This is a genomic window from Tabrizicola sp. (assembly GCF_016793705.1).
Lineage (GTDB): Bacteria > Pseudomonadota > Alphaproteobacteria > Rhodobacterales > Rhodobacteraceae > Tabrizicola.
Genome location: NZ_JAEULO010000041.1, coordinates 193,041 through 206,613, shown reverse-complemented (window position 1 = coordinate 206,613; position 13,573 = coordinate 193,041). Strand labels below are relative to the sequence as shown.

General features: G+C 66.1%; 12 protein-coding genes. 4 read left to right on the top strand and 8 right to left on the bottom strand.

The window, feature by feature from the left end; all coding sequences use genetic code 11:
• Positions 1 to 121: 121 nt before the first annotated feature.
• Positions 122 to 475: an HTH domain-containing protein gene (locus JNJ68_RS11185; protein WP_294982437.1), complete on the top strand. Its 354-nt coding sequence runs from the start codon at positions 122 to 124 to the stop codon at positions 473 to 475.
• On the opposite strand, the gene JNJ68_RS11180 is transcribed toward JNJ68_RS11185, so the two are convergent.
• Positions 472 to 1,554: an ABC transporter ATP-binding protein gene (locus JNJ68_RS11180; protein ID WP_294982435.1), complete on the bottom strand. Its 1,083-nt coding sequence runs from the start codon at positions 1,552 to 1,554 to the stop codon at positions 472 to 474. The genes JNJ68_RS11185 and JNJ68_RS11180 overlap by 4 nt on opposite strands.
• A gap of 61 nt (positions 1,555 to 1,615) precedes the next feature.
• Positions 1,616 to 2,392: an SDR family oxidoreductase gene (locus tag JNJ68_RS11175; RefSeq protein WP_294982486.1), complete on the bottom strand. Its 777-nt coding sequence runs from the start codon at positions 2,390 to 2,392 to the stop codon at positions 1,616 to 1,618.
• A gap of 100 nt (positions 2,393 to 2,492) precedes the next feature.
• Here JNJ68_RS11175 and JNJ68_RS11170 point away from each other — a divergent pair, with 100 nt between their 5' ends.
• Together JNJ68_RS11170 and JNJ68_RS11165 are read left to right on the top strand one after the other, a co-directional pair.
• On the top strand, positions 2,493 to 4,088 hold the full coding sequence (locus JNJ68_RS11170; protein ID WP_294982433.1) for a peptide chain release factor 3: 1,596 nt from the start codon (positions 2,493 to 2,495) through the stop codon (positions 4,086 to 4,088).
• 69 nt (positions 4,089 to 4,157) lie between these two features.
• Entirely contained in the window at positions 4,158 to 5,012 is an 855-nt protein-coding gene (locus JNJ68_RS11165; protein ID WP_294982431.1) for a hypothetical protein, read from the top strand.
• On the opposite strand, the gene JNJ68_RS11160 is transcribed toward JNJ68_RS11165, so the two are convergent.
• Complete coding sequence (locus tag JNJ68_RS11160) at positions 5,009 to 5,404, bottom strand: hypothetical protein (RefSeq protein WP_294982429.1); 396 nt, start codon at positions 5,402 to 5,404, stop codon at positions 5,009 to 5,011. The genes JNJ68_RS11165 and JNJ68_RS11160 overlap by 4 nt on opposite strands.
• 210 nt (positions 5,405 to 5,614) lie before the next feature.
• Between JNJ68_RS11160 and JNJ68_RS11155 the strand changes: the two genes are divergently transcribed.
• A complete protein-coding gene (locus tag JNJ68_RS11155; RefSeq protein ID WP_294982427.1) occupies positions 5,615 to 7,246 on the top strand; it encodes a DEAD/DEAH box helicase in 1,632 nt (543 codons plus the stop codon).
• Between the two features lie 80 nt (positions 7,247 to 7,326).
• Here the strand turns inward: JNJ68_RS11155 and JNJ68_RS11150 are convergent, their stop codons facing one another.
• The 5 genes from JNJ68_RS11150 to JNJ68_RS11130 all read right to left on the bottom strand — a co-directional run bounded on the left by JNJ68_RS11150 (position 7,327) and on the right by JNJ68_RS11130 (position 13,562).
• Positions 7,327 to 9,003 carry a ribonuclease J gene (locus JNJ68_RS11150; protein ID WP_294982426.1) on the bottom strand — a complete coding sequence of 559 codons (1,677 nt, stop codon included), beginning with the start codon at positions 9,001 to 9,003 and terminating at the stop codon, positions 7,327 to 7,329.
• Positions 9,000 to 9,773, bottom strand: coding sequence for a type III pantothenate kinase (locus JNJ68_RS11145; RefSeq protein WP_294982485.1), 774 nt, complete (start codon positions 9,771 to 9,773; stop codon positions 9,000 to 9,002). The genes JNJ68_RS11150 and JNJ68_RS11145 overlap by 4 nt, the downstream gene beginning before the upstream one ends.
• Before the next feature lie 72 nt (positions 9,774 to 9,845).
• Positions 9,846 to 10,592 (bottom strand): biotin--[acetyl-CoA-carboxylase] ligase, encoded by a 747-nt coding sequence (locus JNJ68_RS11140; RefSeq protein WP_294982424.1) that lies wholly within the window; start codon positions 10,590 to 10,592, stop codon positions 9,846 to 9,848.
• On the bottom strand, positions 10,582 to 12,018 hold the full coding sequence (gene nuoN, locus JNJ68_RS11135; protein ID WP_294982422.1) for an NADH-quinone oxidoreductase subunit NuoN: 1,437 nt from the start codon (positions 12,016 to 12,018) through the stop codon (positions 10,582 to 10,584). The genes JNJ68_RS11140 and nuoN overlap by 11 nt, the downstream gene beginning before the upstream one ends.
• Positions 12,015 to 13,562 (bottom strand): NADH-quinone oxidoreductase subunit M, encoded by a 1,548-nt coding sequence (locus JNJ68_RS11130; RefSeq protein ID WP_294982420.1) that lies wholly within the window; start codon positions 13,560 to 13,562, stop codon positions 12,015 to 12,017. The genes nuoN and JNJ68_RS11130 overlap by 4 nt, the downstream gene beginning before the upstream one ends.
• Between the last annotated feature and the right edge of the window lie 11 nt (positions 13,563 to 13,573).

Below are 13,573 nucleotides of genomic sequence, written 5' to 3'. Positions count from 1 at the left end.
TGTCTGTCTGCCCCGTATTAGGACCAGCCCGCCCCGCCTTCCAAGCCCGAACCGGCTTGCAGATCGCAATCAACTGACAGTATTTTGTCAGTAAGTCCCGCCCCGCACCCCCGGAATCCGCATGAAACGTGACGCCCGCCTGTATGACATCGTGCAAGAACTGCGCGACGGGCGGTTGCATACGGCGGCAGAACTTGCCACGCGACTCGGGGTTTCGACCCGCACGATCTGGCGCGACATGGAAATGCTTGCGACCAGCGGCCTGCCGGTGACGGGCGAGCGCGGTCTGGGCTACATCCTGCGCTCCCCCCTGATGCTGCCGCCGACCATGCTGACGCCGGACGAACTGGAGGCGCTGGTCGAGGGGCTACGCCATGTGGGGCAAGAGGGGAACCCGCGGGCGAAGGCGGCACGCAGCCTGCTCTACAAGGTCGCGACACTGTTGCCGCAGTCGGGCATCGAGGCGGAGGGCTAGACCCCGAACACGAAACAGCGGTCGCGCCGGATCATGAGCCAGAGCACGGTGCCAGGTTTCGGCAGGAACACGCCCGGGACGCTGGCGGTCAGCTTCGCCCCTTCGAAGTCCATCGCGAAATCCACGAGGCTCTCGCGGCCGAGATAGCGGCTGCGCAGGACCGCGCCGCGGGCAGGGGTTCCGTCCTCCGGTGTCGGGTTCGGGCCCCGCCCGCCCCGGTCGAAGTCGATGCGCAGGTGCTGAGGGCGGATGACGATCTCGACCGCAGCGCCGTCCCGGTGGCCGGGGGTCAGGAACTCACCGAAGGGCGTTTCGGTCAGGGCCCCGCGCGAGACGCCACGGATCACGTTGATATCACTGAAGAAAGCCGCCGCCGCCTTGTCGACTGGCGCGTTGTAGACGTTGTAGGGGGCACCCTTCTGCACGATGCGCCCCTGCCGCATCAGCGCGATCTCGTCTGCCATCCGCATCGCCTCGTCGGGCTCATGGGTGACAAGCAGCACAGCCGTGCCTTCCTCCTTCAGCAGCTCCAGCGTGCGGTCGCGGATGCCGTCGCGCAGCCGGTTGTCGAGGCCCGAGAACGGCTCGTCCATCAGCATCACCCGGGGCCTCGGCGCCAGCGCCCGGGCAAGGGCCACCCGCTGCTGCTCGCCGCCCGAAAGCTCATGCGGGTGCTTGCTGCCGAAGCCGGAAAGGTCGACCTTCTCCAGCAGTTCGCCCACCCGGCGTGCCTTTTCCGCCCGGTCGGTGCGCAGCCCGAACGCCACGTTGTCGGCGACCGTCAGATGCGGGAACAGCGCAAAGTCCTGGAACATCAGCCCGACCGAGCGCAGTTCCGGCGGCGCATGCACCCCCGGCGCGGCAACAGTCGTGCCGTCCAGCAGTACCTCTCCGGCGTCGGCCCGCTCCACCCCCGCGATCATCCGCAATGTGGTGGACTTGCCGCAGCCCGACGGGCCCAGAAGGCAGGTCACCTGCCCCGCCGCCACCGACAGCGACACGTCATCCACCACCCGCCGCCCGCCGAAGGCACGGACAAGATTGCGGGTTTCCAGGCGTGGGGAAGGCGTGTCGGGCATGAAACTCAAGCGAATTGCTCAGGTTTTCCCTAGCAGCCGTGCCCCGGCCCGGCAAGGCGTCTCACAGGGTCGTATTCGTCGCACCGCCATCCAGAAGCACGTTCTGCCCGACAATGAACCCGGCGTGCTGCGAGCAGAGGAAGGCGCAGGTGGCGCCAAATTCCGAGGGCGTGCCATAGCGGCCCGCCGGGATGGTCGCCGCGCGTTCGGAAATCGCCTCTTCCATGCTGATCCCCCGCGCCTTCACCACCGCCCCATCCAGCGCAATCGCCCGGTCAGTGGCATGAATGCCGGGCAACAGGTTGTTGATCGTGACGCCCTTTCCCGCCACCTGCCGCGCGGTCCCGGCGACAAAGCCGGTCAAACCCGCGCGTGCCGAATTCGACAGGCCAAGGACCGCGATCGGCGATTTCACCGAAACGCTGGTGATGTTCACCACCCGGCCCCAGCCCTGCGCGATCATTCCCGGCAGGACGGCCTGCATCAGCGCGATCGGAGTCAGCATGTTGGCGTCCAGCGCCTTGATGAAATCCTCGCGGCTCCAGTCCGACCACATCCCCGGCGGCGGGCCGCCCGCGTTCGTCACCAGGATGTCGAACGGCCCCTGCGCCAGCACTGCCGCACGACCGGATTCCGTCGTGATATCAGCGGACACGGTGGTGACATTCACCTGATACCTTAACCGGATGTCATGCGCCGCCGCCTCCAGCGCATCGGTCCCCCGCGCGTTCATCACCAGATCGACGCCCGCATCCGCCAAGGCCTCGGCGCAGCCCCGGCCCAAGCCCTTCGACGAGGCACAGACCAGCGCCCGCTTTCCCGCGATCCCCAGATCCATTGGCATTCCCTCCTGCTTTGGCAGAAGCCTAGCAGCCGAGGCCATAAGGGCAAGATGTGCATCTGTTGCGGCGCGGCCCGCCGCAGGATAAGGGAGCCCCATGTCGAACCGCGCCCCCCTTCCGCCCGAAATCGCCCGCCGCCGGACCTTTGCGATCATCTCGCACCCCGACGCCGGGAAAACCACGCTGACCGAAAAGTTCCTGCTGTTCGGCGGCGCGATCCAGATGGCGGGCCAGGTCCGCGCCAAGGGCGATGCCCGGCGCACGCGGTCGGATTTCATGAAGCTGGAGCAGGAGCGGGGGATTTCCGTCTCGGCCTCGGCGATGAGCTTCGACTTCCGCCACTATCGCTTCAACCTGGTCGACACGCCCGGCCACAGCGATTTCTCGGAAGACACCTACCGCACGCTGACCGCCGTCGATGCCGCCATCATGGTGATCGACGGGGCCAAGGGGGTGGAAAGCCAGACGCGCAAGCTGTTCGAGGTCTGCCGGTTGCGCGACCTGCCGATCCTGACCTTCTGCAACAAGATGGACCGTGAAAGCCGCGACACGTTCGAGATCATCGACGAGATCCAGCACAACCTGGCGATCGACGTGACGCCCGCAAGCTGGCCCATCGGCATGGGGCGGGATTTCATCGGTGCCTATGACCTGCTGCACGACCGGCTGGAGATCATGGACCGCGCGGACCGCAACAAGGTGGCGGAATCAATCCAGATTTCCGGGGTGGATGACCCGAAGCTGGCCGAACACATCCCGGCGGACCTGCTGGCGAAGTTTCACGAGGAATTGGAGATGGCGCGGGAACTCCTCCCCGCCTTCGACCGCAAGGCCTTCCTCGAAGGCCACATGACGCCGATCTGGTTCGGCTCGGCGATCAACTCCTTCGGGGTGAAGGAATTGATGGACGGCATCGGCGAATACGGGCCGGAACCCGAGCCACAGAAGGCCGCCGAGCGCCAGATCGACCCTTCGGAACCCGCTGTGACCGGCTTCGTCTTCAAGGTCCAGGCCAATATGGACCCCAAGCACCGCGACCGGGTGGCGTTCGTCCGCCTCGCCAGCGGACATTTCGAACGCGGGATGAAGCTGCATCATGTGCGGTCGAAGAAGCCGATGGCGATCACCAACCCGGTCCTCTTCCTTGCCGCCGACCGCGAGCTTGCAGAAGAGGCCTGGGCGGGCGACATCATCGGCATTCCGAACCACGGCCAGCTGCGCATCGGCGACGCGCTGACCGAGGGTGAGACCCTGCGCTTCACCGGCATCCCGAGCTTTGCGCCCGAGCTTCTCCAGACCATCCGCGCCACCGACCCGATGAAAGCCAAGCACCTGGAAAAAGCCCTGACCCAGTTCGCCGAGGAGGGTGCGGCCAAGGTGTTCAAGCCGATGATCGGCTCAGGCTATATCGTCGGCGTGGTGGGCGCGCTGCAATTCGACGTGCTCGCTTCGCGGATCGAGCAGGAATACTCGCTGCCCGTGCGCTTCGAGGGGTCGAACTTCACCTCGGCCCGCTGGATTTCCGGCGACAAGGCCGAGGTCGAGAAGCTTGTGAACGTCAACAAGGGCCATATCGCGCATGACAGCGACGGAGACCTCGTGTTCCTGACCCGGCTGCAATGGGACATCGACCGCGTGGAGCGCGACTATCCGGGCGTGAAGCTGACGGCGACCAAGGAGATGATGGCCTGAGCCCGGCTTGACCCCTCTTCTCGCGCAGCCTAGCGTCACTGCGGCAGAGCGGGACAGGGGCGCGCGAGCATGGCCAGCACTGAACCGCCCGATCCGCAGGACGACCCGGCAGAGGACGGCCCGGTCGAAACCTATCCGGGAGCGCCCGACAGCCTGGTCGGGATCTGGAAGCAACGGCGACGGCGGCTGAAGCTGGCCGCGCGTGACTGGTTTCCGACGGCTGATCTTGACCTTGCGCCCCTTCTGGCGACGCGGATTCCCGATGACATCCCGCCGCTGGACGGCCCGCAGACCCTGCATGCGAAGAAGCTGCACCAGATGCGGGTCGAACTGGCGGGCAAGCCGGAACTGGCGGCGGTCAACGCGATTCTCATCGCGCATCTCAGGAAACAGCGATTCCCGGCCCATACCCCTGCCCTCTTCCGCCGCATCTGGGCTGAGGCGGGCCGGGATCTGATGCCGGAGCTGCCCGGGCGCTGGCTGATCTCCTCGGCCATCACCTTCGCCGACCACGGCGAGACCGAGGCGCAACGCCGGGTCGGACAGTCGATCAACATCCTGTTTTCGCTGATGAAGCTTTACGAGTTCGAGCGGCTGCACTCCGGCCTGCCCGCCGAGACGCCCTTCCCGCCGCGCCGCATCCGGCACCGGCGGCTGCCTCTCGACATGCCGCATTTCAACATCGCCTCGGGGGGGCTGGACATCAACCTGCTGGCCCAGATCTGGGGCGAGGCGCGACCGGTGCCTGTCATCGGGCCGCTCGCCTGCCATCTGTTGCAGAGGCTGAACGAGGACCCCGGCACCCTGTTCCGCCGGATCGGGATCATGCGGGCCGGGAAGCACCTGGCCCATCTGGACCGGGCGATCCAGACCGCATCACCTTTGGGTGCGACCGAATCCGACGACAACGGCAACGCGGCCTAGTTTCCCGCCGCGCGCCAACCATGGTCCGGTGCCGCCTTGGCCAGAACCACGCGCCGTGTCGCAGCCGGGGGCGCATCGCAGCCGACCGAGGCGATGGTCAGCCAGTTCTCGCCCACTGGAAAGCCGCGACCGAGGCGGACGACCGCCAGCTCGCCGGGACCAAGGGGCGGTGTGTGACCGAGGAAGGCCGCATCGTCACCCTGAACCCGGAAGCGGACATGACGGCAGCCGCTGTCGGGCGCGGCGATCAGCAGGCCATAGCTGCGCAGAGCGGAAATCGACTGGAAGCTGACGGCTGTCGGGCAGCCGGTCCGGAAGCAGTTTTCATCCTTGGCCGAAGCGGGGAAGGACAGGGCAAGTGCAAGGCTTGCCGCTTGCAAGGCGCTGGTCATCAGGGAAAATCCGTCATTGAAATGGGCAGTTGAAATGCCGCCAGCCTATCGCAAACCGGCCGGCTGGTCCATGCCTCCGACCCCCGACTTGACCCGCAGGACGAATTCCGCTATGCGCCTCCGGCGGCCAAAACGGGCCGAGACGCCGGGGCGCCCGGAAACTTGCGTCCCATCATCCATGCGGTCCGATACCGCATTCACAGGACGCTTATGACCAAATTCTCCGATCTCGCGCTGGACCCGCGCGTTCTTCAGGCTGTTTCCGAAGCAGGCTACGAAACCCCCACGCCGATCCAGGCCCAGGCCATCCCCGAGGCGCTGCAAGGCCGCGATGTGCTCGGGATCGCCCAGACCGGCACCGGCAAGACGGCCAGCTTCACCCTGCCGATGATCACGCTTCTGGGCCAGGGCCGTGCCCGCGCCCGGATGCCGCGCTCGCTGGTCCTCGCGCCGACGCGGGAACTGGCCGCGCAGGTGGCCGAGAATTTCGACATCTATGCCAAGCATACCAAGCTGACCAAGGCCTTGCTGATCGGCGGGGTCGCCTTCGGCGAGCAGGACAAGCTGATCGACCGGGGCGTCGACGTGCTGATCGCCACCCCCGGCCGATTGCTCGACCATTTCGAGCGCGGCAAGCTCCTCTTGACCGGCGTGCAGATCATGGTGGTGGACGAGGCCGACCGGATGCTCGACATGGGCTTCATCCCGGACATCGAGCGCATCTTCACCCTGACGCCCCCGAAGCGGCAGACGATGTTCTATTCCGCCACCATGGCACCGGAAATCGAGCGGATCACCAAGACCTTCCTGAAGGACCCGGCCAAGATCGAGGTGGCGCGGCAGGCGACAACCTCGACCACGATCACGCAGGCGTTGATCGAGGTGAAGCCGGCGCGGAAGGACCGCAGCTTCGGCGACAAGCGGGCCATGCTGCGGGCGCTGATCAAGTCTGAAGGCGAGGCCTGCACCAACGCGATCATCTTCTGCAACCGGAAGATGGACGTGGACGTGGTGGCGAAGTCGCTGAAATCGCACGGCTTCAATGCGGCGCCGATCCACGGCGACCTGGCGCAGTCCGAACGGATGAAGACGCTGGACGCCTTCCGCGACGGGACGCTGCACCTCCTGGTCGCCTCGGACGTGGCGGCGCGCGGGCTGGACATTCCGGCGGTGAGCCATGTGTTCAACTTCGACGTGCCCTCGCATCCCGAGGATTATGTCCACCGCATCGGTCGCACCGGCCGTGCGGGGCGGCTGGGCAAGGCCTTCACCATCGCGGTGCCCTCGGATGAGAAATACCTCAAGGCCATCGAAAGCCTGATCAAGTCAGAAATTCCGCGCGGCGAGCAGCCCGAGGGCTATGAGCCCTCCACCGCCGACAGCCGTCCCGACCGTGCCCCGCGCGAAGACCGCAAGGGGCGCGAGCGCGGTGGCCGTGGTCGCGACCGCGAACGTCCGGTGAAGGCGCATGACGAGGTGGCAGCGATGGAGCCGCTGGTCGTTGCGCCGAAGACCGAGGTGGCAGAGGAGGCGCCCCGCGAGGAGCGCCGGGAAGAACGCCGCGAGCCGCGTGGGGACCGGGGCGATCGTCGTCGTGAAGGCCGGGGCGAGGAGCGGGGCGAGCGTCGTGAGCCACGCGAGGAGCGCCGGGACGAACGCCGCGAGCCGCGTGAAGACCGTCGGGATGACCGCCGCGACTATCGCCGGGACCGTGATCTCGGGCCCTCGGTGATCGGCATGGGCGACCATGTGCCCGACTTCATCCTGCGCAGCTTCGCGATCAAGACGTCGAAAGTGGAAGAGGTGGAAGAGGCCGTGCCCGCCACCGGCACAGAAGGCTGATCTGATCTTCGGCTCATCCCTCCCGTCGGTCGGTCTTCGCTTGCGTTAGCGAGGAGCGACCGAAGGCAAGCGACGAGCGGCTACTCGGCGACCAGTCGGCTGATCACCACCGTCACCTCGGGCTTCTTGCCGATCTCTTCCATCGCGACCTGGCGGACGACCTTGCGGATTTCCTCCTCCAGCTTGTCGTCGTCGGCCATCACCTTGCGACCGAGCCGACCGATGACCTCGTCGAGGTCGGACTCCATCGTCTCGGACAGCGCGCGCTCCCCCCGCCCCACCGGCGGCAGGCCCATCAGTTCCACCCAGGGCTCGCCCATCGGGCTGTCGGTCTCGTCCAGGATCACCGTGACCGTCACCAGCCCGTTCAGCGCCATGCGGATGCGATCGCGCACCACCCCGTCCAGCGCGCCGATCAGTGCCGTGCCGTCGAGGTAGAGCCGCCCGGTTTCCACGTATTCCGCCACCTCGGGCACATCGCCGCTCAGGTCCAGCATCGTCCCGTTCGGTGCCACCGCCGCCGCGATCCCGGCCTCGGTCGCGATGCGGACATGCTCGGTCAGGTGCCGGTGTTCGCCATGCATCGGGATCAGCATGTCGGGCAGGACGAGGCGGTGGACATGCTCCAGATCCGGGCGATTGGCGTGGCCCGAGACGTGATACTTGCCGCCCTGGTCGTCGATCACCTGCACGCCCATTTCCGAGAAGGCGTTCCAGACCCGCAGCACATCACGTTCGTTGCCGGGGATGGTCTTGGAGGAGAAGAGGAAGGTATCGCCCTCCTTCATCTCGATCCCCAGATACTTGCCGCGGGAAAGCTGCGCCGAAGCCGCCCGCCGCTCGCCCTGCGACCCTGTGACCAGCAGCATCAGGTTGCGGCGCGGTACTTCCAGCGCCTCCTCGGGCGTCACCGTCTTCGGGAAGCCCGACAGCACCGCCGCCTCTTCCGACGCCGAGAGCATCCGCTTCATCGACCGGCCCAGGACGCAGATGGTGCGGCCCGCCGCCCGGCCCGCTTCGGCCAGCGTCTTCAGCCGCGCGACGTTCGAGCCGAAGGTCGTCGCCACCACCATGCCGGTACGGCTGCGGATCAGTTCGGCCAGCGGCTCGGCGAGGCTCGCCTCGGAGCGGCCTTCGTGGGTGGAGAAGACGTTGGTGGAATCGCAGGTCATCGCCTTCACCGGGCGTTCCGCCACGATCTCGGCGATCCTGGCATCCTCCCAGCCCTCGCCCACCACGGGCGTATGGTCGATCTTGAAATCCGCCGAATGGAAGATGCGGCCTGCGGGGGTGTCGATCACCAGGGCCGAGCTTTCGGGGATGGAATGCGAGACGGGGACGAACTGCACCTTGAACGGGCCGACCTCCACGGTGGCGGGACGCGGCTCGACGGTGACGATCTGATCGACCGGCAGGCCCGCCTCCTCGAACTTCAGCCGGCCGATGGTGGCGGTGAAGCGGCGGCAGTAGACCTTCTTCTCCAGCCGGGTCCAGAGCGGCGCCAGCGCACCGATGTGGTCTTCATGCGCATGGGTGATGAAGATCGCCTCCAGCCGGTCGAGCTTGTCGGCCAGCCAGCCGATGTCGGGCAGGATCAGGTCGACGCCCGGCGAGGTGTCCATGTCCGGGAAAGCCACCCCCAGATCGACGAGGATCAGCCGCTCCTTGCCCTTCGGCCCATAGCCGTAGACATAGGAGTTCATGCCGATCTCGCCGGCGCCGCCGAGGGGAAGGTAGATCAGGCGGTTCGCGCTCATGGCGTATCCTTGTTGTAGGTGTTGATCAGGACGAGGCCATGCATGGTCAGGTCGTCCTCTATGCTGTCGAACAGCGCTGTTCCTTGCGCGAAAAGCGAGGCCAGGCCGCCAGTCGCGATCACTTTCATCGTCCGGTCCCGTTCGCGCCGCACTTCGCGCACGATGACTTCGACCAGCCCGATGTAGCCCCAATACACGCCAGACTGCATGCAGGCCACCGTATTCGTGCCGATGGCTTTCGCAGGCCTGGCCACATCGACGTGAGGCAGGGCGGCGGCGGCCATGTGGAGCGCCTCCAGCGAGAGGTTCACCCCTGGCGCGATCACCCCGCCGATATAGGCGCCGTCGGTGTCCACCACGTCGAAGGTGGTGGCGGTGCCGAAGTCCACCACGATCAGATCGCCGCCGTGCCGGTCGAAGCCCGCCACGGTATTGACCAGCCGGTCGGGGCCGACGGTGGTGCCCTGGTCGACGCGAGGGGCGACGGGCAGCTTGCAGTCGGCCTTGCCCACGACGAGAGGGCGGCAGTTGAAATAGCGGTCGCAGAGGACACGCAGGTTGAAGACCACGCGCGGGACGGTCGAGGAGATGATCGCCTCGGTGATCTCGGCTTGCGTCTTCGTCAGGGCCATCAGGCTGGAGAGCCAGACGAAATACTCATCCGCCGTGCGCTTGTGATCGGTGGCGATGCGCCAGGTGGCGATGAAGGTCGTGCCGTCCCAGATCGAGAAGACTGTGTTGGTGTTGCCGCAGTCGATGGCGAGAAGCATGGGATGGCCTTTCACGGGACGCGGAAGTCTAAAATTTTTCTAGAAAAATTTTAGACTTCCGGACGCAGTCGGTCAAAAGAACACCTCGGCGGCGGGGATGGCAAGCCTGCCTTGCACAGCCCGGAGGATCAGGTTGCCACTGGCGTCGATCCCCTCGAACACGCCCTCTCGGCTGTCGTTCCCGGTGCGGGCGCGGATCGTCTCTCCCAACCGGGCGGCATGAGCCAGCCAGGCGGTGCGGAGCGGGCCGAAGCCTTCGGTCTGGAAAGTGGCCTCCCAAGCCGCGTAAGCGGGGGCGAGGGCGTCGAGGAAAGCCTCGGGAGTGATGCGCAGGCCGGTTTCCTGGAGGAGGGACACAGGCGGGACGGCCCCCGGCTCCACCTGCGCAGGGTCGGGCGCGGCGATCAGGTTCACGCCGATGCCGATACAGAGAACCGGGTCCGAGCCGTTCAACCCTTGCGATTCCAGCAGGATACCCGCCAGCTTGCCGCCGTTGCAGAGGACGTCGTTCGGCCATTTCAGGGTAAAGCTGGTCGCCAGCCCCGTCACCTGCACCAGCGCATCGCGAAGGGCCAGCGCGGCGACGAAGGAGCGGAGCGCGACGGTTTCAGGCGGTTCCGTGGGTTTCAGCACCAGCGTGCCGTGGAAGTTGCCTTGCGGGCTGGACCACGGCCTTGCGCGCCGTCCCCTGCCCGCTGTCTGGACCCCGGCGAGGATCCAGATCGGACCGGCAAGCACGGCGGCCCGCCGGAAGCCTTCGGCGTTGGTGCTGTCGATCCCGGGCAGGGTGATCCGCCCTGCCCCGCCGTTACCGGACAAGCGCTTCGGCGGCGACGGCAGCCGCGGGTTCGATCCCGAACAGGTTCACCACCCCCAGCACCATGGCCAGGGAAACCACGGCGAGCATGGCCCATTGCACCGGGGCCATGCGGCTGTCGACGGGTTCCTGCTCGGCACCGAAATACATGAAGTAGACGATGCGCAGGTAGTAAAAGGCGCCGATGACCGAGGCCACCGCGCCCGCGACGGCCAGCCAGACCCAGCCCGCATCGACGGCGGCCTTGAGCACGTAGAACTTGCCGAAGAAGCCGACCATCGGCGGCACACCGGCCAGCGAGAAGAGGAGCACCAGCATCGCCAGCGCCTTCCACGGTTCCTTCTTCGCGAACTGGTTCAGGCCAGCGATGTCTGACACCGGGCGCCCGTCACGCTCCATCGACAGGATGAAGGCGAAGGTGCCGATGTTCATCGTCACATAGATCGCCATGTAGATCAGCGTCGCCTGCACGCCATAGGCCGTGCCGACGCAAAGCCCGATCAGCGCATAGCCCATATGGGCGATGGAGGAATAGGCCATCAGCCGCTTGATGTCGCGCTGGCCGATCGCCGCCACGGCACCGAGGAACATCGAGGCGACCGCGAGGCCCGCCAGCACCTGCCCCCATTGCCCCGGAATGCCGCCGAAGGCGTCCTGCACCAGGCGGGCGATCAGGCCCATCGCGGCAACCTTGGGGGCCGTGGCGAAGAAGGCGGTGACCGGGGTGGGCGAGCCTTCGTAGACGTCCGGTGTCCACATATGGAAGGGCGCGGCAGAGACCTTGAAGGCAAGACCGGCCAGCATGAACACCAAACCGAACAGAAGCCCCAGCGGCACGCTATCGCCGAGCGTGGTCAGGATGCCTGCGAACTGGGTCGTCCCGGCATAGCCGTAGGTCAGCGAGGCGCCGTAGAGCAGGAGGCCAGAGGACAAGGCGCCGAGGACGAAGTATTTCAGCCCCGCTTCCGAGGATCGGGCACTGTCGCGCCGCATCGCCGCGACCACGTAGAGCGACAGCGATTGCAGCTCCAGCCCCATGTAAAGCGTGATCAGGTCGGCGGCCGAGACCATGACCATCATCCCCACCACGGCCAGCGTGATCAGGATCGGGTATTCGAAGCGCAGAAGCTCACGCCGCGTCATGTAGTCCTGGCTCATCACCAGGACTGCCGCCGCCGACAGAAGGATCGTCACCTTGGCGAAGCGCGCGAAGGGATCGTCGGTGAAGAGGCCCGAGAAGACGGTCCGCTCACCTTCGCCGCTTGCACCGATGTAGAGCGCCAGCGCCACGAACAGCCCCGCCGTCGCCCAGACGAGCATCGCGGCAAGCTTGTCCTTGCCGGAATAGACCGCCGCGATCAGCGCCAGCATGGCATAGACCGCCAGCACGATCTCGGGGAGGAGGGTCTGGAAATCGGCGGAGGTCATTCGTCATGTCCTTCGTTCAGGGCCAGTCCGTCCGCGGGTTGGGCGGCATGGTAGTCGGTGACAAGGGCCGAGACGGAGGGCCCGATGATGTCGGTCACGAGGCTGGGGTAGATGCCCAGGATCAGGGTCATCGCGATCAGCGGCGCGAAGATCGCCTTCTCGCGGCGGTCCATGTCGGTGATCGAGCGCAAGGCTTCCTTGATCAGGTCGCCGAACACGACCCGGCGGTAAAGCCAGAGCGCATAAGCGGCGGACAGGATCACGCCCGAGGTCGCCACTGCGGCGACCCAGGTGTTGACCTGGAAGATGCCCATCAGCGTCAGGAATTCGCCGACGAACCCGCTGGTGCCCGGCAGGCCGACGTTGGCCATGGTGAAGAACATGAAGACCAGCGCATAGGCCGGCATCCGGTTCACGAGGCCGCCATAGGCGTCGATTTCCCGCGTGTGCATCCGGTCGTAGATCACGCCGACGCAGAGGAAGAGCGCGCCCGAGATGAAGCCGTGGCTCAGCATCTGGAAGATCGCGCCGTCCACCCCCTGCTGGTTCGCCGCGAAGATGCCCATCGTGACGTAGCCCATGTGCGCGACCGAGGAATAGGCGATCAGCTTCTTCATGTCGGTCTGCGCGAGGGCCACAAGCGAGGTGTAGACGATGGCGATGGCCGACATCCACAGCACGAGCGGGCCCATCACCTCGGACCCGACCGGGAACATCGGCAGGCTGAAGCGCAGGAAGCCATAGCCGCCCATCTTCAGAAGCACCGCCGCCAGGATCACCGATCCCGCAGTCGGCGCCTGGACGTGGGCGTCGGGCAGCCAGGTGTGGACCGGCCACATCGGCATCTTCACCGCGAAGGACGCGAAGAAGGCCAGGAACAGCATGGTCTGCAAGCCGCCGACGACCTGGAAGCCCAGAAGGCTGAACGTCTCATGCCCGAAGTCATGCGCCAGGAGCTTGACCATATCGGTGGTTCCTGCATCCAGGTACATCGCGATCATCGCGACCAGCATCAGGACCGAGCCGAGGAAGGTGTAGAGGAAGAACTTGAAGGCCGCATAGATGCGGTCCTTGCCACCCCAGATGCCGATGATCAGGAACATCGGGATCAGCCCGGCCTCGAAGAACAGGTAGAAGAGCACGAGGTCGAGGGCACAGAACACGCCCAGCATCAGGCTTTCCAGGACCAGGAAGGCGATCATGTATTCCTTGACCCGCGTCTCCACCGCCCAGCAGGACCAGATGGTCAGGGGCATGAGGAAGGTGGTCAGCATCACGAACAGGATCGAGATGCCGTCGACGCCCATCTTGTAGCTGAGGCCGAGAATCCAGCTCCGCTCTTCGACGAACTGGAATCCGGTGTCCGATGGGTCGAACCGGAACAGCACGAAAAGCGAGATGACAAAGGTCGCCGAAGTGGTGAAGAGCGCAAGCCACTTCGCCCCTTTGCGCGCCGCCGCGTCGTCGCCGCGCATGAAGAGCGCCAGGATCGCCGCCGCAACCAGCGGCAGGAAGGTGATGATCGAGAGAAGCTGGTTTTCCATGGTGCGCGCCC

What these genes read in the sequence shown, in the direction of transcription:
- JNJ68_RS11185 (WP_294982437.1), top strand. Translation starts at nt 122, where the DNA reads ATGAAACGTGACGCCCGCCTGTATGACATCGTGCAAGAACTGCGCGAC.
- JNJ68_RS11180 (WP_294982435.1), bottom strand. Translation starts at nt 1,554, where the DNA reads ATGCCCGACACGCCTTCCCCACGCCTGGAAACCCGCAATCTTGTCCGT.
- JNJ68_RS11175 (WP_294982486.1), bottom strand. Translation starts at nt 2,392, where the DNA reads ATGGATCTGGGGATCGCGGGAAAGCGGGCGCTGGTCTGTGCCTCGTCG.
- JNJ68_RS11170 (WP_294982433.1), top strand. Translation starts at nt 2,493, where the DNA reads ATGTCGAACCGCGCCCCCCTTCCGCCCGAAATCGCCCGCCGCCGGACC.
- JNJ68_RS11165 (WP_294982431.1), top strand. Translation starts at nt 4,158, where the DNA reads ATGGCCAGCACTGAACCGCCCGATCCGCAGGACGACCCGGCAGAGGAC.
- JNJ68_RS11160 (WP_294982429.1), bottom strand. Translation starts at nt 5,404, where the DNA reads ATGACCAGCGCCTTGCAAGCGGCAAGCCTTGCACTTGCCCTGTCCTTC.
- JNJ68_RS11155 (WP_294982427.1), top strand. Translation starts at nt 5,615, where the DNA reads ATGACCAAATTCTCCGATCTCGCGCTGGACCCGCGCGTTCTTCAGGCT.
- JNJ68_RS11150 (WP_294982426.1), bottom strand. Translation starts at nt 9,003, where the DNA reads ATGAGCGCGAACCGCCTGATCTACCTTCCCCTCGGCGGCGCCGGCGAG.
- JNJ68_RS11145 (WP_294982485.1), bottom strand. Translation starts at nt 9,773, where the DNA reads ATGCTTCTCGCCATCGACTGCGGCAACACCAACACAGTCTTCTCGATC.
- nuoN (WP_294982422.1), bottom strand. Translation starts at nt 12,018, where the DNA reads ATGACCTCCGCCGATTTCCAGACCCTCCTCCCCGAGATCGTGCTGGCG.
- JNJ68_RS11130 (WP_294982420.1), bottom strand. Translation starts at nt 13,562, where the DNA reads ATGGAAAACCAGCTTCTCTCGATCATCACCTTCCTGCCGCTGGTTGCG.